Annotated in this window: 12 protein-coding genes; 6 read left to right on the forward strand and 6 right to left on the reverse strand. The window is 41.5% G+C overall.

Annotation, left to right across the window (positions count from 1 at the left end):
* Window positions 1-445: 445 nt before the first annotated feature.
* The 5 genes from KTO63_RS24505 to KTO63_RS24525 form a co-directional block, all read right to left on the reverse strand.
* On the reverse strand, window positions 446-1,789 hold the full coding sequence (locus KTO63_RS24505; protein ID WP_217794640.1) for a glycosyl hydrolase family 18 protein: 1,344 nt from the start codon (window positions 1,787-1,789) through the stop codon (window positions 446-448).
* A gap of 48 nt (window positions 1,790-1,837) precedes the next feature.
* A complete protein-coding gene (locus tag KTO63_RS24510) occupies window positions 1,838-2,824 on the reverse strand; it encodes a glycosyl hydrolase family 18 protein (protein WP_217794642.1) in 987 nt (328 codons plus the stop codon).
* Window positions 2,825-2,918: 94 nt separating this feature from the next.
* Window positions 2,919-4,508 carry a SusD/RagB family nutrient-binding outer membrane lipoprotein gene (locus tag KTO63_RS24515; protein WP_217794644.1) on the reverse strand — a complete coding sequence of 530 codons (1,590 nt, stop codon included), beginning with the start codon at window positions 4,506-4,508 and terminating at the stop codon, window positions 2,919-2,921.
* Between the two features lie 23 nt (window positions 4,509-4,531).
* Window positions 4,532-8,041, reverse strand: coding sequence for a SusC/RagA family TonB-linked outer membrane protein (locus KTO63_RS24520; RefSeq protein ID WP_217794646.1), 3,510 nt, complete (start codon window positions 8,039-8,041; stop codon window positions 4,532-4,534).
* 246 nt (window positions 8,042-8,287) lie between these two features.
* Window positions 8,288-9,298 carry a FecR family protein gene (locus tag KTO63_RS24525; RefSeq protein WP_217794648.1) on the reverse strand — a complete coding sequence of 337 codons (1,011 nt, stop codon included), beginning with the start codon at window positions 9,296-9,298 and terminating at the stop codon, window positions 8,288-8,290.
* Between the two features lie 155 nt (window positions 9,299-9,453).
* On the opposite strand from KTO63_RS24525, the gene KTO63_RS24530 reads away from it, so the two are divergent.
* Window positions 9,454-10,041, forward strand: a complete 588-nt coding sequence (locus KTO63_RS24530) for an RNA polymerase sigma factor (protein ID WP_217794650.1) — start codon at window positions 9,454-9,456, stop codon at window positions 10,039-10,041.
* A gap of 189 nt (window positions 10,042-10,230) precedes the next feature.
* Window positions 10,231-10,695 (forward strand): hypothetical protein, encoded by a 465-nt coding sequence (locus tag KTO63_RS24535; RefSeq protein ID WP_217794653.1) that lies wholly within the window; start codon window positions 10,231-10,233, stop codon window positions 10,693-10,695.
* A 244-nt stretch (window positions 10,696-10,939) separates the two neighbouring features.
* Here the strand turns inward: KTO63_RS24535 and KTO63_RS24540 are convergent, their stop codons facing one another.
* A complete protein-coding gene (locus KTO63_RS24540) occupies window positions 10,940-11,971 on the reverse strand; it encodes a winged helix-turn-helix domain-containing protein (protein WP_232373330.1) in 1,032 nt (343 codons plus the stop codon).
* A 203-nt stretch (window positions 11,972-12,174) separates the two neighbouring features.
* Between KTO63_RS24540 and KTO63_RS24545 the strand changes: the two genes are divergently transcribed.
* The 4 genes from KTO63_RS24545 to KTO63_RS24560 are packed head-to-tail and all read left to right on the forward strand — an operon-like array spanning window position 12,175 to window position 20,536.
* A complete protein-coding gene (locus KTO63_RS24545) occupies window positions 12,175-15,348 on the forward strand; it encodes a SusC/RagA family TonB-linked outer membrane protein (protein WP_217794655.1) in 3,174 nt (1,057 codons plus the stop codon).
* Window positions 15,349-15,366: 18 nt separating this feature from the next.
* A complete protein-coding gene (locus tag KTO63_RS24550; RefSeq protein WP_217794657.1) occupies window positions 15,367-16,944 on the forward strand; it encodes a RagB/SusD family nutrient uptake outer membrane protein in 1,578 nt (525 codons plus the stop codon).
* A 50-nt stretch (window positions 16,945-16,994) separates the two neighbouring features.
* Window positions 16,995-17,891 carry a DUF5017 domain-containing protein gene (locus KTO63_RS24555; protein WP_217794659.1) on the forward strand — a complete coding sequence of 299 codons (897 nt, stop codon included), beginning with the start codon at window positions 16,995-16,997 and terminating at the stop codon, window positions 17,889-17,891.
* A 26-nt stretch (window positions 17,892-17,917) separates the two neighbouring features.
* A complete protein-coding gene (locus tag KTO63_RS24560) occupies window positions 17,918-20,536 on the forward strand; it encodes a glycerophosphoryl diester phosphodiesterase (RefSeq protein ID WP_217794661.1) in 2,619 nt (872 codons plus the stop codon).
* Window positions 20,537-20,674 lie beyond the last annotated feature (138 nt).

Below are 20,674 nucleotides of genomic sequence, written 5' to 3' on the forward strand. Positions count from 1 at the left end.
TAAATATTAAATATCTGGTATGAATTATTGACTTGAACGGTGTGTAGCAACTCCGGTAAACCGGAAACAAATAATAATCACGATCCCTGGCAAGATCATCGTTCGTAATAACCTAATTTATCCCACTAACAAGAATTATTTCGATTGTAATATTCATGAAAATAAACAATAATTACGCCGATATTTTTTGATCCTGATTTATTTTATGGTTAAAAATAGGTCATGGTGCACATTGCTTTTTTCAAAATCCGCAATATTTTCAAAGAACTACTTTACTCATTTCGCGGGGCTAATGCACCGGATAATTGAATAACTGCGTAGTTGATAGCCGTGGGGCAAACAAGGTCCGGTAAACTCAACTATTCAATTATCCAGTGCACTCAAATATTAAGAAAAAAGGCTTGCGTTTGCACGCAAGCCCGATACTCATTCCACTTAAAAAAAATTATTTCAATTTGCTATTAATGGCTTCTATTAAAGAAGATGCACCGGTTGGCCCGTCGAAGTCTTCTGCCCATAAATAAGCCCCCTTAAAGCTATTTGCCTTGATGTAGCCTGCCTTTTGCTGCACCAGCGGAACACCGTTATAGTAAATGCCGTAAGCAGAGTTTACCATTTCTTTTGTGTATGCTTGTGCATCGATACCGAGTATGTCCTTGTAAGTCACATAGCTGTAAGAGCCCCAGCTGGCATTGTTGCCATCGCCATCAATGGCATCGTAGCGAAGGCCGAAGGCCGGCATGCCGACAACTATTTTACTGGCAGGTAAATGGAAGTTCGTGAAAATGGTTGCGCAACTAACCATGAAATCATAGCTGGAAGCCTGTCCACGCGGAGCTGCAGGGCCAACGTGTACACCATCTTCAAACGCATGTAAATTTACCCAGTCGGCACCGGATAGGTCGGGGTATGACCAATGTGTCCAGTTAGCCCCAACCGTTACCGTAATGATAGACTTGGCCGGCAACGCATTTCTTAGCGCGGCCATGAATGGCTTAATGGCCTGCATATTTGCATCATACAGGGATGAGTTAATGTCCGTCATCATGATGTCCACGCCGTCCAGTCTTTTGCTCACCACATAGTTTTTTACAGCAGTCACAAGGCCAGGCATTTTTGCGGGATCACTTATTACGCCGCCAAAATCATTTACTTCGTAAAGCGCCCAGCCATCAATGCCGCTTAAACGGCCGCTAATGCCCAGCAATACAGGCGTTCCGTTAATGTGTGCCTTTGCGACCAGTTCAGTTGTGTGGTTATTTACTTCACCTTTGGAAACATCGAGTGTTCCATCCGGCATTACCTGCCCCGCTTTGAAAGCCACGTGGGTAACGGCGCTCCAGTTAAGGTCAAACTTTGTTGCATCCGGGGAAAGATACGCAAGCGAAACTTTGTCATAAGGTTTCGGCGTATAAGTGGACGGGTTTACGAGCACATGAGAGGTCCGGCTGGTAAGCTGCCCATTGTAAGTTACTTCGAGCACAACGGTATAATCGCCGCCGCCAGTGGGTTTGAAGTAAAAAGACGTATCGTTCGATACCACCTTGTCGTTTACCTTCCAGGCAATGGCAACCTTTGTTGCCGGTGAATAGGAAATGCCTGTATACTTTGCAGTATCACCTTCATTGATAATCATGGAAGGATTGAGAAATGCATTTTTTGTATCAAAAATGCGCGGGTAAAAATTGTCATTTGCCTCTTGCTTGGCAATATCATCCTTCTGGCATGAAACCAGCGATATCACTGCAAGTGCGGCGAAGAGTGTTAATATATGTGATAGCTTTTTCATTATCGTAGTGTTGATTTTGTAAAACCGTTTTGCAACGGTCAATAATGTTTATTGTTTGATCACATCATGAATGTTTTTTAGCAATGAGGTTTGTCCCGGTGCATCCTGTAAAAGTTCCCAAATCATAATGCCGCCGCCCTTTTGCAATGCCAGCGCTGTTTTATTCTTAATGGTGGGGATGCCATTGTAATACATGATCTCTCCATCATTCATTGTAATCTGGTCGTTGTTTTCAGCACCAGCAAATGCGGAGATAATCGCGCTGTAAGGCAATGAAGACGTTACATTGTTTGCCCCAAAACCATAACCATAAAATGGAACACCCAGTATCAGTTTGCTTTTGTTTGCCGAACGGCCGCTCCAATACGCAAGGTCATTTACAGCCATGTCGTAAGGTGAGTGCGGACCAGCATTTGAGGGATTCCACGGGCCGGTTTTGTCGTAGGACATAATGTTGATGAAATCAAAATACTGCAGTGCATCATCAGGAAATGCGTTGCCATACACTGTTGCCACGGCTGCGGTTAAAAGCTTATTGCGTTGCTTCATTTCTACAGACAATGCTTTTACAAATGCTGCATAATACTGGTTGATGGCGCTTCCTTCGAGATCAACATCAATTCCATCAACTTCATAATTAGTGGCACTGGCAACGAGCGATTGTACAAACGCGGCTCTTTTATTGTCTGCTAAATAATCCACGAAATAAGCTGGAATACTGCCCCCGCCGATGGATATTAACACTTTCACATTTGCCGCATGGGCCATTTTCACCAATTGGTGAACAACGGGATTGTCTGCGAAATGGCCCGCGGAATCAGGATTTACAAACGCAAGGTTCAAGTGTGTGATCATAGAAAAATCTATTTGCGCAGCACTTTGCACGACGTCTGGTCTTCCAATCATTATATAACCAACGGTTTTGAATGCAGGTTTCATGTCTTCTGCTTTCACGTCATTCTTCCTGCAACCCGGCAGTAAGGAAATATTGAGCAGCGAAAACAACAGTAATAGGTATGTGAAACGATTTGGCATTTTTACTTCTCATTTTTTTTAAGCCGTTGGCTGAAGCCAAACGGCAATGAATTAAGGGCGCCCCAATTTCTAATTTCTAATTCCTAATTCCTGGTTACTCTTTGTCCCACCAAACTCTCTTCGTCCAATCATCGTCTCCCCCCAGCGCTGTGATGGCGCTTTGGATGTTGGTTGCATTTTGTTCGTGCTCAGACAATGGATATTCAAAACGGCGCGGGGTAGTAGTGGTGGTTGATTCAGCCGTGATAGCTGGCGTAAGTTTTGGGAAACCTGTTCGCCTCCAGTTGGCAAATGCTTCCGGACCATTAAAGAGCAACGCTATCCATAATTGAGTATTGACCATCTCCAGTTCTTTGCCTGGCTGCAATGGATTTCCGGTGATGAAATCATTGATTTCGCTGCCTGTGAGTGTTGGTCCGCCTGGGAAATAACTTAACTGTTGACATGCCGCCGTTAGTCCTTTTGCAAAGTGCTGGCTAACGGTGCCCCCAAAGTTTAGTCCCCATCGTTGTGTCGCTTCCGCTAAAAGGAACTCCACCTCTGCGTAAGTGATATGCATGAATGGAGCATTATTGCGAATAAGGAAATTGGCAAATTGCGCCTTCTGTTCATTGTTACTAACGGTGTATGGCCCAACGGAAGGAATGTCAATAGAAAATGAATTTGCCCAGTCATCCCATATATAACTGCCCCGATTAACTCCGGTTATGCCCACTTGTGCTTTCACCTGATCGGTTATGTCTGTGCGGTTAAACGGTTTGTATACATTGTCCTGGTAACATCTGATCATGTACTTCAAACGTGGGTCATTCGTGGCTTTCAGCGCATCTATGAAGGTGTTGTTTGCTCTTGGCAAAACCTCCTGCTGATTCATAGCAACAGATACTGAGTTGCCGCGAATATCTTCATAAGTGTTTTGTACATCTTCATGCACGATCATTGCAATATCACTATTGGATGTAAAAACGCCTGCGCTGTAAGCTGCTTGTGCTTCTTTTTTCGCCAGCTCCGGATCAATTTTTACCAATCGCATTGCTAAACGCAGATGCAGCGAATTGGCAAATTTTTTCCATTCCTGGATGTTGCCATTGTAAGAAAACAGATCGTATGTAATCGGATCTTTTGAAGCATTCAATTGCGCAGAAGCTTCTGTAAGTTCTTTAAAGAAATCGTTGTAGATGTCTTTCTGGCTGTCGTATTTCGGACGAACAACGCCTTTTGAAAAGGCCTTTCCAGCTTCTGAATAAGGAATGTCACCATACAGGTCAGTAAGCCTTGCAAACGTATAAACCTTCATGATCCTTGCAATCGCATTCAGGTTACTCTGTTTTGCATCGCCTGTGGTGCGGTTTACGGCGTCCACAATATTCAATACATCATTTGGGTAAGTAGTTTCCCAGAGGTCGTAGAGATATTGTTTGCTCTCAATATACATTTGTCCGTAACGATTAGCCCATATGCCACCAATCTGTTGAACCAGTGGCATGGTGAGAATGATGCTGGTGCGCTCATTCACGGTAAGTTCGCCAGAAAAGCGCAACTGCACCAAACTCACTTGTTTGCCGGGATCCATGTTGGTGGACTTTGTAGGGTCCGTATTGATATCAGTTATTTTATTACAGCCCGATAGCATTGCTGCAGAAGCTGTAAGAAAAATAAATAGTCTTTTATATAAGTTGCTCATACCTGTTGATTAGAAGTGATGAATTAAAACCTGAAATTGAGATTGAATCCCCAGCTGCGTCTTGATGGGAGAGAGCCGTATTCAAATCCCTGCCCGTTTCCATTGTTGTAGTTGGAATCGGGATCAACGTTTGGAACATCTTTATAAATAATAAACGGATTGCGGCTCACTACTGCTACTGATAAATCCTTGAAACCCGCTTTGCGTATGCCTCTCGTCATGATGCGATAGGAAAGCGTGATCTCGCGCACTTTGACATAAGTCGCGTTGTAAATAAATGGAACCGCTATACCATTACCATCACTATAGAAGTTGCCCCAGTATACTGAAGGATCAACTGCCTTTGTGTTGGTGGAATAGATTGGTTTGCCTTGTGCATCCGTGCCTGTTTGAACAACGCCTTGTGGTACATAGCCCTGCACTTTTCCCATCGCTTTCCACTCGTCGATTGTTTTACCGGCAGATTGTCTTTTCTCTTCCGACTCGATCCATTCTGCTCTTCCGGGCAGTGTTGTTTCGAGGCTTCCGCGAATGGCCGCAAATAGGTTGGTCATTGAAAAAAGTTGTGCACCGTATTTTACATCAAGTACTCCACCGAGACTTAAATTTTTGTAAGTAAGCGTTGTTACCATGCCTCCTGTCCAGTCGAACACGCCTTTTCCGATTGTTGTCCGTTCTGCACTTGGCTGCGGGGTAAGGGTTACCGGATCAAGAATAATTTCGCCTTTATCATCTTTCATGTAGTCATAGCCGATGATGGAACCATATGCTGCATTTGGTTGCGCAACCACTGAAACGCCCAGCCATCTTGCATCTGAGAGCGATACGAATGGAACGCCGTCTGCCAGTTCTTTGACATTGCTTTTGTTACGGGCAAAATTCAAACTGACATCCCATGTGAAATCTTTGTTCGCAATAGGTTTTCCTGACACCATCAATTCAAGGCCTTTGTTGGTAATAACGCCCGCATTGATCACCTGCATGGCAAAGCCGGAAGATAGCGGCGCCGGTACTTTTATGATCTGGTCACGCGAAGCTTGTGAGTAGTACGTTGCCTGCAAACCTAACCTGTTGTCAAGGAATTTCAAGTCTGTTCCAAATTCAATGGAACGCGTACGGGTTGGTTTTAGATTTGTGTTTGGCAACAGTGTCGTGTTGATGCCACCAACAGATTGTCCTTTAAATGGCAATGGATTAAGCGAATAGTATAACTCGAGTTGGTAAGGATCTGTATCGCCGCCAACTTCGGAAGCAGATAGTCGAACCTTTCCGTAAGTAAATGTTTTGCTCTGCATTTTAAACGCATCAGAGAAAATAAAACTGCCTGATACAGAAGGGTAGGTGTAGACATTATTGCCCTTAGGTAATGTAGAGGATGCATCGGTTCTTACCGTTCCATCCAAAAAAAGGTAGTTCTTGTAACCCAGGCTGACTAAGCCATACACAGAGTTCAGGCTTTTTCGTATGTCATGCGCTACAATTGTTTTGTCGGAAAAACTATTTGGACTTACCACATCTGTTACCACCATATTGGTAAACGCCATCGTGTTACCAACGTTGCTAACTCTTGAAATGCTTCCACCCAATTTCGCTGCCAAATGAAAAGAAGAGGATATCTGTTTTTGTGCGCTGATGATCAGGTCCGCTTCTGTTGTAGAGTACTTCTGGTCGACCTGGTCAAGCCGGCCAGAGAGTGCACCCGGCGTGGTTTTTGGTGTGTATTTTTGGTAGCGCAAATACGCAAAATCCGTGGACGCACGTCCTTGTATATTTAGCCAGCTTGTAACGGCATAATTTGCCTGGAAGCCGCCAATGATGCGATCTTTCTTTGTTGTGTTGCTCATTTCGTTGATCACCCAATAAGGGTTCAAACGATACTGTCCGCCGCCCCAGTCAACATAATTCCCCTGTGCATCTTTATAGCCTGTTTCAAATTGTGCCTGGTCCACATTATTGGCAAGTCCAACAAAGTTGTTACCAATATTGCTTGGATCGTCTGCCATGGCGGGGCGATTGTTTACCTGCTCATTCAAATAAAATGCACGTGCATCGAGCGTTATTTTTTCACCGAGTTTGGTGTTGCCATTTAAAGTGAAGGAAGTTCTGTGCATGTTACTTTGCGGCACAATGTCTTTGTTTCTCATGTCAGAAGCCGCAAAGCGGAAAGACGCTTTGTCATTGGCATTGGTAAAAGACAACGTGTTGGTAGCGGTAGCACCTGTTCTGAAAAAGTTTTCAATATTGTTTTTTACCAAAGCATACGGACGCATTGTTCCGTCAAAGCTTACGGCCATTAGATTTGGGTCAAGACGCGGGCCAAAATTGCTGAACAATGAAGTCCTTGCCTGTGCCGGGTCCACCACCAGTTTTTCGTTGGAGCCTTGTCCGTATAAATATTGATAGCCATCGAAATGAGTAAGCTGTTTTTCAAAAGAAACAGTGCTGTTAAATTCAATGCCTAAATCCTTTTTTGTGCTGCCGCGTTTTGTGGTGATCAAAATAACACCGCTTGCAGCACGGCTTCCGTACAATGCAGACGCAGATGGGCCTTTCAGCACACTTATTTTTTCAATGTCATCCGGATTGATGCCGGAAATAGCGTCGCCAAAATCTACACCACCGGAATATTTATCGTTTCCAACTTGTCCGTAGTTTGAGTTATCGATAGGTATACCATCTACCACATACAATGGCTGGTTGTTGCCCGTGATGGTGGTGTTACCACGAATAATAACACGTGAAGAACCGGCAGGGCCACCAGCTGTACTGGTAATAACAAGACCTGCAACTTTACCGGCAAGGGAGTTGATCACGTTTGGTTCACGCGCCTTCTTTAATTCCTTGCCATCAACTTCTGATACGGAATATCCCAACGCTCTTTGTTCGCGTTTGATACCAAGTGCAGTCACCACTACATTGTCAAGCTCGTTTACTTTTTGTTTTAGTGCAATGTTGACGTTTGTATGTTTTTGATTGGCAATGATGGTTTGAATTTTATAACCCACCATATCAAAATACACAATGTCGTCAGCAGATGCATTGATCGTGTAATTGCCGTCCTTGTCAGTAATGGCGTTTTTTTCGCTGCGGTTGTTGGTTACAATTACGCCGTCGATCGGTTGATTATCTGCATCCGTTACCTGGCCATGCATGATGAAAGATGTCTGTGTTTTGGACGCAGCATTTTTGTCTTTGATTACCTGCAGCATAATGGTTTCGCCAACGATCTTGTACTGTACGTTGATCTTTGCTGACAACGCGTCCATTACTTCGCTCAGCTTAACATGTGTAACTTTGAGGTCAACCTTTTTGGCAAGGTCAAGTTCCTTTGGATTGTAGGAAAAATGCACCTGTGCAGCCGATTCGATGTCCGTAAAAATTTTGGAGAGGGCCTTTTCTTTCCAGTCAAAACTATAGACTTTGGTAGTTTTTGACTGTGCTGATACATGTATGCTCATGCAACCGAGCAGAATGTAGCAAAGCAGAGAATACGCATGCCGCATGGAGTAAAAGCGAGATGGTTTTCCGTTCATGAAGCAACAGTTTTTGGTTTACAAATGGTGTTAAGGCAGTTTCTTTCTTGCAAAACATTTCACTTTTGTTTTCACAAGCTTTTTTGCGAAAACAATCATTTTGTTTGCAATAAATAATCAATGGTTAAGCTGTATGGTAAATAAGCAGTTCCTTGCATATAAGATTGACAACCGGTGCTGAATAACAATATCCCTGCCCGCTTATTGCCAACCCGTGGTTTTCATTCCTATCAGATTTTATATTATCTATTTGTCAAATGAAATATGAATGGTGTCGTTCGAAACCCTGTATTTAAATGTGTTTGTAAAGCCAATCGCATCAAGCACTTCCGTAAGGTTGCGGCCATTGAATTGACCGGTAAATAAAATTGGTTTTGCGTGCTGGCTGTCTATCATCACTTCTACGCCAAACATACTGTTGAGCTTGCTGATGATCTCTTTTTCATCCGCTTCGCGAAATACCAACTTCCTCGTTTTCCAGTTGTCAAGGCAGGTAATATCGAATTTCTTTTTCGCAGCTATCTCGCCCACAATCATTTCTTCTCCTGGATTCAAGATCTCTTCCGTTCCTGAATGGGCGATGCCAACTTTCACTTTTCCGGACGAGAGCATCACTGTTGCTTTCTTATCTGCATTGTAGTTGCGCACCTTAAATGCAGTGCCCAATGCTGTTGTAGATGTTTTGGAAGTCTTTACTGTAAAGGGATTCCCGGCATGTTGTGCTACTTCAAAATAAGCTTCGCCATCAAGAAGAAGATCTCGGTTGGTGATGTTAAAACCTTCTGCCACTTTTAACCTGCTGAATGCATTTAAGGTTACTGTACTTCCGTCTGGCAATGTGATGTCTTTTCTTTCATCAAATCCGGTTGTATAAACCTGGGCGTATCGGGGATTGGTTGCCGTGTAATTTTTGCTAAATAAAAAAGCACCCGCAATTACTACGATCATTGCTGCCGCTGCAATCCAGGCGCGTTTATAACTACGATGCTGGTTGAGCGAAATAACAATTGCAGATGATTTTAACTGCTGTATTCGTTCCCGCAGTTTTTCAAGATCGTGCTGCTTTTCCTCGGCTGTTGGTAAAGCGGAAAGTTGCAGACAGGCATTTTTTGCTTTTTGTATAAGGGGGATTAAAGAAGGTTGCTGCTGTTGGACGTTTTCCCACCGGGTCACTGCTTCGGGGTCATTTGCAAAACAAAAGCTTACAAAGCTTTCATCGGCTAAAAAGTCCTGGATCGACCATGATGAATAATTCATTTGCAGTGTTTGTTTTGTTTGTTAAAAATGAGCCCTTTATTACTAGTGTAAAATGCATTTAATTTTTACCAGTCAATTTTCAACTTTTTTAAAAAATTCTTTTTACTCGAAATTTTTTCTATTTTTCATCACCTGTACTATTACTTACTAACTGCATGAAGGAGCGACCATTACAAAAAAGCTGGCAACTGCTTGCCAAAGGCGACGAACATAGTTTGTACGAATGTTTTCACCTGTTTTATGACGACCTCTACAGGTTCGGCATTTCTTTGTATAAGAATAAAGAACTTGCCCGCGAGGGTATACAGGATCTGTTTATTGAACTATGGCAGATCCGACAAAAGTTGTCCTCAGTCAATAATATGCAGGAGTATGTGTTGACGATCTACAAAAGAATCTTGTACAAGACATATTTGAAACAGAAGAAAAATGCACCTGCGGAAAATGATCCTGTTTTCGATTTAACAGAGGAGTCTTTTGAGACAGCTTTAATGGATAACCAGGAAGTGATTTTGAAAAAAAGAAAACTGCTCTCTCATATTGATCAATTACCGGCACGTCAAAAACAAATTATACAGCTGCGTTTTTTTGAAGAATTAAGCATCGATGAAATAGCTGAAAAGACATCACTTACAGAGAGAACTGTTTACAATACGCTTTATAACGCATTACAGGCTCTGAGGGAAGTTATGGCAGCATTGATCTTTGTATATGTAGCGAAGGATTTACCACTAAGACACTAAGGATATGCGGTGAGTCACATGTTCATTGAATTTAAAAATAATTGAAATTGTAGTTGTAATAAATAAATTTCGAATTCAGTCATCCCGACCTGGCTGGACAAAATGGAAATTTTTCTGTTTTGTCCTTTTTATTTTTGAAACTCAGAATATTTAAAAGTAAGTTCACCAGGTTGTAAAATTCTCAGATAGATGAAGTTTTCAATTGCATTAACAATAGATGGGGATCAAAATGGGAAAGCATCATTGATTAATGACTTTTCTGAATCAATGAAGTCTTTTTTAAAAAATAGAGATTATGGTGGCTGTATTCATGAATGGCTTATTCTTTTGACGATTGTTCAACCCCCGGCGGGATATGAGCAGTTGTTTAAATTTCATAACCCTAAATACACGGAAAATAAATCGAGGAAAAACAGATTTACAGGTGAAGTTTACCAAATATTCAAGCGTTTTGACTATAGTATTCAATTAAGTGGAGATCTGTATTCCAGGTTTATGAATGGAACAAGTAATGAAAGTCGAAAGATACTTGCCGATGAGATTTTAAAATCCCTGTCTAATTTCGATGGATTATCTAAAAAAATAGAAATCGATGAAATTGAGAATGTAAAGAAAGATGTCCGTCTATTTTTTGAGGAACAAGAACTTGTCTGACATTATTAACTGCCGAAGGGTGCCGTATTCTTGCTATTTTTTCAAATCATCAATAAAGCGGTTCGAAAACTGTCCAGTGAGGCTGCACAAAGTGACATAATTCCAAACGATAACAAGGGCCGTTTTTCATGACTTTATATTAGGGCTAAAAACGAGCCGCAATTTCACATTCATGCTTAAAAGACAAAAGGAATAAGGCGATATTTTACTAATGGAAACACTTACAAATCTTTTATCCTTAATGCTACAGCGAATGCCTTTGAATAACTTTTGTCGGGTTTCTTTTAAATAGTGTTTTTCCTTCCAGTATAATTTGAGCGACTGATTTGCCCATGGCTTCAAAGTCCGTGGAAATAACGGTAATGCCATCCTCCAGAATTTCTTTTACATCCGTGTCATTATAGGATATTAATCCGATATCCTGCCCCAGTTTGAGTTTCTTCTTGCGCGCAAGTTTTATGAGTGCCACATCATCCGTGTCATACCTGCTGAAGGTTACATAGGCATTCCCTTTTTGAAAATTATTTTCGTCTATCTCGGATTGAATCAGATAGGGAAATTTCATCTCAGCACAATACTGCAAAAAGCCCTCTATCACAAGTCGGGCATGAATGGCCTCGGAGTGAGCTATTAGTATTAGCTTTTTATATTTGGCTAAATCTTTTTTCAGTTTAACCAGGCTGTGATAAATGTCATATTCGTAATCCTGGTAAATACAACTGTATTCGCCCGTAAGCCCTTGCTGGTTTAAATCGATGATGATTCTTTTCTTTTCAGGAATTAAATTCAATAGCGGAGCAACATCTTCTTTCAAAAAAGTGGCAATCACATAATGGGTGTAGTTTCCAAGGTTTTCTTTAATGAGTTTTTCGAACACCTTGTAATTATGATGATGAAAATAGATATCGATATCTGCATTTTTTTTTAGTTTTTCCACAAGCATTCCGTATAGCTGCTCACGCATGATATTCATTTTATCCAGGAGGAGGAAAATGCGGAAAGAGTGGTGAATGTCTTTCGTTTTAACAAAATAACCCTTTCTATATATCGATTCTATAATGCCTTTCTCAACTAATTCATTCAATCCTTTAAGCAAAGTCTCTTTGCTCATTTTTAACTGTTGCTGGAATTGTTTGAGAGAAGGAATCTGGTCGCCAATTCGTAGTTGATCGCTTTCGATCAATGAAATGATATAGTCTGTTAATTGTTGGTATTTCAGTTTTGTTGAGGAATTATTGAGGGGCTTATTTTCAATACTCATTTCCAAGTCCTTCATTACAAATGTTTCAGCAAAGGTAGAAAATGCACAGTACAAACCAAACCAGACTCATTATTTAATCCTCAGCGCTAAAAATGCAGTAATATTCTTTTGGAATACTAAAAAAATAATTTGGTGAATCGAAAGTTAATCATAAGTTTGTTTCTCAATACCAGTCCAGTCCAGACCAGACTACTGTTTAAAAATTGAATTGATTGCATATGAAACAAATGTTTATAATGTTGTTTTGCCTGGCAGCTTGCTACTCTGCCATCTCCCAGCAGGTAAAGAATATTGCAGGCACAGTTACAAATGAACAAGGCGAGCCTATTGCCAAAGTTACCGTAATTACCTCTAAGACTAAAAAGTCTGTTATTGCAAATGATAAGGGATATTTTCATATCGTTGGCGTTATTACCGGAGAAACTTTAACCATTTCGTCAATTGGTTATGTAAGCAAAACTGTAACAGTTGAAAATGAATCCAACCTGAAAATTCAACTGGGTAAAACCAATCAAACGCTTGAGGACGTAGTAGTAATCGGGTATGGTGCTGTAAAACGTAAAGACCTGACGGGATCTGTAGGGTCGGCCAAAGTAGAAGATATGAAAAAAGCGCCTGTTGTGTCTTTTGAAGATGCATTAGCAGGCCGCGTTGCCGGCGTTCAGGTGTCAACCGCTGATGGCCAGCCGGGGAGCCCGAGTAATATCGTTATACGAGGTGGTAATTCCATTACCCAGTCTAATGCTCCTTTATATGTAATAGATGGTTTTCCGCTGGAGGACCCTGACAATAACGCCATTAATCCTGATGATATTGAGTCTATTGAGATATTGAAGGACGCATCTTCAACCGCAATATATGGTGCCAGAGGTGCCAATGGTGTTGTAATGATTACCACAAAACAAGGAAAAACGGGCGCTCCGGTAGTTACCTATAACAATTGGCTGGGGGTGCAACAACCTTCCAAACAAATTCCGGTAATGAGCCCGTACGAATTTGTGAAGTATCAGACGGAGTTATTGCCCACTACTGCGCCGCAGTTGTATTTTCAGAATGGAAAAACACTGGAATCTTACCGCGATATGAAAGGGGTGGACTGGCAGGATCAGGTGTTGCAGAATGCTTTCATGCAAAACCATGCTTTGGCAGTTCGTGGTGGAACGGCTGCTACAAAATATTCGGTTAGTGGTTCTTACCTGGATCAAAATGGTATTGTGATTAATGGAGGATATAAGAGATACCAGGGACGTTTTTCTATTGACCAGAGATTAAATAAAAGCTTCAGGACAGGCATCAATGCAAATTATACATACTCCATTAAGAGTGGACAGATTGCCAATTTAACAACCGATGATTTAAACAGCAGTTCTGCAGGAAATGCATCATCTTTCTTAATGTATAGTGCCTGGGGATATAGACCCGTTACCGGAAATGGCAACATGGATGACTTTGTCAACGATCCTTTTGATGATGATTTAACATCCTCAGTAGATTTAAGAGTAAACCCTGTTGTCAATTCAAACAACACATACAATTACGTTTATGCCAAATCTTTTTATTCAAATGCCTTTTTGGAATATTCATTTTTAAAAAATTTCAAGTTTAAAGTAACCGGAGGATTGGTTGAGAATAACATGCGGTTTGAAAAATTTAATAATTCTAAAACAGCCGCGGGGAACCCCGTTACAGTTTATGGATCAACTTACGGCATTAACGGCTCTGTGAACAATGCCTATAACAGGAGTTTGCTTAATGAAAATTTATTGACTTTTAGTAAGTCGTTTACCAAGAAACACGTGGTAGATGCCTTGGCCGGTTTTACCATACAACGAAACGAATCGGAATCTAACGGTTACGCATCCGTACTACTACCCAATGAGGCGTTGGGCATTAAAGGGCTGGATCAGGGTACAGTACTTGAAAAAGATTATACCGGCACTTATTCCACATTGGTGTCCTTTTTGGGCAGGATTAATTATTCGCTCAATTCAAAGTATATTTTTACTGCATCATTCAGGAGTGATGGTTCGTCAAAATTTGATCCGTCAAACAGGTGGGGATATTTTCCTTCCGGTGCTTTTGCGTGGAACTTCGGTCAAGAAAAATTTATACGTAAGCTGGGCATTCTGTCGTCAGGCAAATTAAGAGCATCCTATGGAATAACGGGTAATAACCGTGTTTCAGATTTTGCTTACTTAAGCGTCCTTGACCAGGAAGTAGGCGCTAACAGTACCAATACCAGGAGCGGGTACTACTTTAATGGAACGTACATAAAAGGTACTGTACCAACAATGGTTGGTAATGATAAACTAAAGTGGGAGCGAACCGGCAATCTTGATGTAGGGATGGATCTGGGTTTTGTAAATGACCGCATAAATCTTACTGTCGATTACTATTATAAAAAAACAAACGACCTGTTATTAAATGCATCTCTCCCCACTTCAACCGGGTATATGACTGCATATAAAAATATTGGCGTTGTAGTTAACAAAGGATTAGAGGTTACCATAAATACAGTTAACATAAGTAAGAAGAATTTTACATGGAGCTCCAGTTTTAATATCGCATTCAACAATAACAAACTTGTTTCTTTAAACGGCGATGAGCCGGGCCTCACAACACGTGTCACCAACTGGAATGCGCAGTTTAATAATTCACTTCCGTACATAGCGCTGCCGGGAAGAAATGTGGCGAGATTTTATGGATTTATTTTCGACGGACTTTATCAGCTGAGCGACTTTGATCTGTTGCCAAATGGTAGCTATCAGTTAAAAGCAACTGTTCCTAACAACGGGAATGATGCATCAACAATAAAACCCGGGCACATCAAGTATAAGGATTTGAATGGCGATGGCATTGTAGATGCTAATGACCAGACAGTGATCGGTAATCCTAATCCACTAAATATTGGTGGATTCACAAATAATTTCAGATACAAGCAATTTGACCTCAACATATTTTTTCAATGGTCATACGGTAATGATATTCTTAATGCTAACCGGATTGTATTTGAAGGCGCAGAAGCAAGGCCAAACCTCAATATGTATAAGACTTTTGAGAACAGATGGTCGATGGAAAATCAATCCAGCGTGTTGCCTGTGGCAGGCGGTTATGGACCAAATGTGTATTCGAATCGTACGATTGAAGATGGTTCCTTCCTTAGGTTAAAAACAGTTTCCTTAGGGTATAGTCTTCCAACATTCTTAATGAAAAGGTGGGGAATGCAGAGCATACGTGTGAATGCATCCGCCCAAAACCTGATAACCTGGACGAAGTATTCCGGTTTGGATCCTGAAGTGTCGGTACGCAATACCGCGCTAACACCGGGATTTGACTGGAGTGCCTACCCAAGGGCAAGAACCATAACACTAGGATTAAACGTAACATTCTAACGATAAAGCTTCTTGAATATGAAAATCAGATTAACACTATACATTGCTTCTTTAGCGCTTCTGCAATTTTCCTGCAATAAAATATTAGACACTACTCCGCAGGATTTTGTTTCACCGAATCAGTATTATAATTCGGATAAGGAGCTGGAATCTGCTTTGGCAGGCGTGTACGACAGATTGGGAGATACAAGGGTGTATGCCCAGGCAATGACCAGCTACCTGGTATTCAGTGATGAGTTTTTTATGAAAGGCAGAACTTCCGGTGCTCTGGGAAATATAATCGATGCTTCTACACTGGAAATTAACAGGCATTGGGAAAGTATTTATACAGGGATAGAGCGGGCCAATATGCTATTGGAAAACCTGGATAAGAGCCCATCTGTTAGCCAGGCAAAAAAGGACGAAGTAAAAGGTCAGGCTTTGTTTTTACGGGCATACTATTACTTTATGCTGGTAGATGAGTTTGGAGCGGTTCCGTTAAAATTAGCATCCACCAAGTCGCCAGTAGAGAAACCATTGCCCGGCAGTTCCGTAAAGGACATTTATGCGCAAATTCTAAAAGATATGAAGGAAGCCGCAGGCCTGGTGAAACCGATAACAGACTATGGCTATAATACCCGTATCAGCAAAACTGCCGTATATGGCATGTTATCAAGAGTGTGCCTTACAATGGCCGGGGCGCCGCTGCATGATGATTCCAAATATGAAGAAGCGAGAGATTATGCTGATTCTGTTATTCATTCAAGCAAAGTTATTCATAGCCTGAACCCCAATTTTAAACAGATTTTTATCAACCATGTGCAGGAAAAGTTTGACGTAGGAGAGTGTTTATGGGAAGTAGAATTTAAAGGAACCAACCAGGGAGAAATTCTGGAAGGAGGCATGATCGGTTCCTACAATGGAATCACCAGCCCAAGTATTGATTCGGGTTGGGCCTATGATTACGTGCATGCAACAGCTAAATTATACAATGCTTATGAGGCAACGGATTTAAGAAGAGACTGGACCGTAGCGAACTTCCGGTTTGTGGCAAGCGGGCAAACAGTTGTAAGAACTCCATGGACGAGTACTCAAATTTATGAACGCAATCCTGGTAAGTGGAGAAGAGAATATGAAACCACTTTACCCCGGGCTCAATATTATAATGGTACAAACTGGCCGCTTTTAAGATATGCAGATGTGTTGCTCATGTTTGCAGAAGCGGAAAGCCACTTGAAGGGCGGACCTACCGCTGCTGCTTATGATGCGATTAACCAGGTAAGAAGACGTGGTTATGGAAAAGATATACATACGCCAAATGCCACAGTAGACGCCCCGGAAGGTATGAGCCAACAGGATTTCCAGGAATTTATTATGAATGAGCGACTGCGGGAACTGGCTTTTGAGGGTCTGCGCAAACACGATTTGATCAGGTGGGGTATCTACGTACCTGTTATGCAAGAGCAAGCTTTGGTATATAATACCGGCATGCCTGCAGATCTGAAAGGACCTGCAATAACGCAGGCACAAAGAATTACCGAGAGGGCTGTTTTATTCCCCATTCCCAATAGTGAATTGGCCACCAATCAGAATATGAAACAGAACCCCGGTTGGTAAAATAAATTGATGTGTACCACCTATTGTTTGACCACTCAAAAAAAGAATCAATGCATTTAAGATATTGTACAATTTTAAGCATTTCCATATGGATGCTGTTATCCTGCCAAAAAAGGAATGAGCTTGCCTCATTGGATACATTTGATGTTCTTGTTGATAAAACCTCATTTAATGTTGGCGATAGCGTAAAATTTTTATTCAATGGCGCCCCTGAGAACATTGTTTTTTGGTCAGGTGCAAATGGAAGTAACTACGACTATAAGAGCAGAACTGTAATCGAAGGCAATTCTATTATTTTGAATTTTAATAGCTATTCTCAGTTCGGCGACCCTGATCAAAGCAGCCTGAAACTTTTGGTGTCCAAAGATTTTTCTGGTATCTACGATTCAACAAATGTTGTAAAGGCAACGTGGACGGATATTACAAACAAGGCGGTACTTTCATCAGGAGCAGATCAGACTCCTTCAGGAAAAATCAACCTGGATGAATTCGCTGCAGGTAATGGTAATATGGCATTGGCGTTTCGCTATAAAACCGAAACAGTAAAAACGAGCGTCACACAAAACAGGTGGGTGATAAGAAGTTTCGATCTAAAAAGTGTAAATCAGCAAGGTGCAGAAAGCAGCCTGGCTACTATGGCTACTGCCGGATGGCAATCATTTAATTTCAAAAGTCCGTCAACCTTTTGGACCATCTCTTCTACACAGCTCATCTCGGCCAGAAGCTTTACAGACCTGGACGATGATTGGGTAATAACAAAACAATTTAATCCTAACGGAGTTAAACCGGATAAGGGCCAGGCAATTAAAAATATTTCCCAGAATTTAAAGCAATATGTAACCACTTACACAAAACCCGGCACATACAAAGTTGTATTTGTAGCAACAAATGGTAACGTTGAAAACACCGCTTCTGTAATAAAGGAACTACAGTTAACCATTAAATAGTTTAATAAAGCAAAGCGATTTTAAAAATGTGTCTTGACAAGTATTCATACCGTTTTTTCTTACTGCTATTTTTAGTTGGTGCATCTGTGTCATCATTTTCGCAAAAGCAGCGTACACAAGAGTTGCGTAATGGATTTTTGAGGTTGGTGTGGCACGCTTCCGATAGTGGATATACACTTCGTAATTTACAAGTCTATAACAATTCAAAGTGGGAATCTTTGCCAGGAAGAGCTACTGGTACCGGCGGTTATACGGTTTTATATTCCGAACAGCAACCTGCTAAAGGCAGTGTTCCGGTTTTTACAGAACAGGGAAATGCTATTCATTTCCCCGAACCTGAATATCGCTATATAACTGGTAAATGGGAAGATGCAACAACACCCGTAGCGCTTAACAGGGCTGGCGAAAAGCATTCTTTTTTTCCTGAAACAGCAACGGCCAAAGGAAATTCAGTTGTCTTTAAAAATGAAGATGCTGTTTCAGCCACAACCGCCACATGGACGTTCGATAAAAACTACAAACATGATGTAGTAGTTACCATCTCATTAAAAGCTAAGAAAAACGGTTATTTCTCCATTGAAACGCCTTCGCTGATAAACGGAGACCAGCACCAATTTCAATGGGGCATTATACCAGGCATATTACAGGGTAAAACAATAAATCATGATTTCGTGGATGCGTATGCGTACGGCCACGGCATTCCCGGCGTTCCTTTTGTAGCGAGAGAAAGAACCGCTGCTGCTTTAACGTCGATATTGACAGATAAAAACGGATTGTCAATAGCGGTGACTGCTGCTCCTGGTACAGGAAGGGACCCCTGGCTTCAAAATAAATCCACGCAGGAAACCTGGTTGTTAGGTTTATCATTAATCAACAGACAGGGAATCTTAACACCTACTTTGTATCATCCGGTTCTGGGAGAACAGCAGTCCTGGCTTAATGCCGGGGACAGTGTGTCCTTTTCATTTCGTTACACTATACAAAAAGCTGACTGGTACACGGTGTATAAACACGTCGTAAATGATGTGTACCAATTCAATAGTTCTCTGAAATTAAAGAACACCAAAGAATCCCTCGCATCGAGATTGCAAAGATTATTTGAGTACGTAAAAAGTGATAGTACTTCTAAGTGGAAAGAAACTGATTATAATGGAATAACAATTGGCGCACAGCATTACCTGGGCGGCGTTTTTGAGTCTAAAAAGGATGCAATAAAGAATGCAGATTACGGTGCTATGTGGATGCTGGCAAGCATGACGAAAGATCCGGTGCTGGAAAAGCAAAGATTGCCCTATGCGTTGAATTTTAAGATTGCCCAACAAAATCTGACGGACTCCTTTTTCAGTGGAGCTGCTGCCGGGCAATATTATTTATTTGACTCCAAAAGATTTACAGAAGAGTGGGGGCCATACACGGAGCCTATTGCCACCACCTATTATCTGCTATGCGACATCGGTAATGTATTGTTATTCGAACCTGATCAGCCGCAGCTGAAACGTGAATTGAGTCTTGCCGCCGACTGGCTGTTAAAAATGATGAAAGCAGATGGTAGCTGGGAAATAGCTTATAGCAATAAAACCCATGAACCTTTGTTCAGAGATGAGAAAGATTACCGTCCCACATTCTATGGGCTCCTCGTTGCTTATCAGTTATTAAAAGAACAGAAATATTTGAACGCTGCTATTAAAGGTGCTGACTGGTTTATAAAAAATGCTGCAGACAACGGTTATTTTTTAGGTGTTTGCGGTGACTCGCGCTTTGCGCCTGATTTTGCTACAGCACAAAGCGCACAGGCACTATTGGATTTGTATGGTATAACAGGGCAAAATAAATATAAAGAAGCCGCTATAAAGGTGGGTAAGATGTACACGACTTCTGTTTACTCACATCCAATAGCTTCCCGGTTGGAGAAGGAGGTAAAAGGCAAAAAGGTGCAGGATTGGGAAATTAGCCAGGTTGGGCTGGGGTTTGAACATGGTGGCATCCTCGGATCTGCCAATACCCACGGACCAATATTATTAGCGAGCCATGCAGGGATGTTTGTCAGATTGTTTGGACTAACCAAAGACTCCCTTTACTTAAACATGGCCCGGGCAGCGGCCTGGGGACGGGATGCTTTTGTGGATCCAGCAACAGGTGTTGCTTCGTATTACTGGAATGCAATGAACAATGGGGCCGGACCGTATCCGCATCATGCGTGGTGGCAGATCGGCTGGATTACTGATTACCTGCTTTCTGAAGTAGATATTAGGTCTGGTGGTAAAATTATTTTTCCGCACGGATTCATTGCGCCTAAAGTTGGCCCGCATCGTACCTATGGATTTGCACCGGGTAAAATATTTGGTAAACAAGCATCGTTGGCTTTTTTTACAAATGAGGTTCAGATAAGCAATTCCAGTATCGATTATATCGGAGCATACGATTCCCTGTCACATACGAAATATCTCATCCTGCTGAATAACAGCATAGAAAATCAAAATACAACCATAACACTGAATACTCCGGTGAAAAATGCAGTATTGCTTTCCGCGGAGGGTAGAAAAGAATTGGATATGCCTTACGGAGTTGCAGGTTGGAAGGTGCAGCTGCCACCAACAGGTTTGAAAGTTGTAAAGATCGATTTATCCAATGATGATAGAAAGTAAAGTGATATGATTAGCATGCGTGATTCAATGTCGGTTTGTTAAGAAATGGTTTATATCATGCCGTTGGCTAAAGCCAAACGGCCATGAAGTAAGTGCAGCTTTTGACGTGTTACTGAAAAACTCTTAAAGGGTAGAGAT

The sequence above is a fragment of the Pinibacter aurantiacus genome (assembly GCF_019130065.1).
Lineage (GTDB): Bacteria > Bacteroidota > Bacteroidia > Chitinophagales > Chitinophagaceae > Pinibacter > Pinibacter aurantiacus.

What these genes read in the sequence shown, in the direction of transcription:
- KTO63_RS24505 (WP_217794640.1), bottom strand. Translation starts at nt 1,789, where the DNA reads ATGAAAAAGCTATCACATATATTAACACTCTTCGCCGCACTTGCAGTG.
- KTO63_RS24510 (WP_217794642.1), bottom strand. Translation starts at nt 2,824, where the DNA reads ATGCCAAATCGTTTCACATACCTATTACTGTTGTTTTCGCTGCTCAAT.
- KTO63_RS24515 (WP_217794644.1), bottom strand. Translation starts at nt 4,508, where the DNA reads ATGAGCAACTTATATAAAAGACTATTTATTTTTCTTACAGCTTCTGCA.
- KTO63_RS24520 (WP_217794646.1), bottom strand. Translation starts at nt 8,041, where the DNA reads ATGAACGGAAAACCATCTCGCTTTTACTCCATGCGGCATGCGTATTCT.
- KTO63_RS24525 (WP_217794648.1), bottom strand. Translation starts at nt 9,298, where the DNA reads ATGAATTATTCATCATGGTCGATCCAGGACTTTTTAGCCGATGAAAGC.
- KTO63_RS24530 (WP_217794650.1), top strand. Translation starts at nt 9,454, where the DNA reads ATGAAGGAGCGACCATTACAAAAAAGCTGGCAACTGCTTGCCAAAGGC.
- KTO63_RS24535 (WP_217794653.1), top strand. Translation starts at nt 10,231, where the DNA reads ATGAAGTTTTCAATTGCATTAACAATAGATGGGGATCAAAATGGGAAA.
- KTO63_RS24540 (WP_232373330.1), bottom strand. Translation starts at nt 11,971, where the DNA reads ATGAAGGACTTGGAAATGAGTATTGAAAATAAGCCCCTCAATAATTCC.
- KTO63_RS24545 (WP_217794655.1), top strand. Translation starts at nt 12,175, where the DNA reads ATGAAACAAATGTTTATAATGTTGTTTTGCCTGGCAGCTTGCTACTCT.
- KTO63_RS24550 (WP_217794657.1), top strand. Translation starts at nt 15,367, where the DNA reads ATGAAAATCAGATTAACACTATACATTGCTTCTTTAGCGCTTCTGCAA.
- KTO63_RS24555 (WP_217794659.1), top strand. Translation starts at nt 16,995, where the DNA reads ATGCATTTAAGATATTGTACAATTTTAAGCATTTCCATATGGATGCTG.
- KTO63_RS24560 (WP_217794661.1), top strand. Translation starts at nt 17,918, where the DNA reads ATGTGTCTTGACAAGTATTCATACCGTTTTTTCTTACTGCTATTTTTA.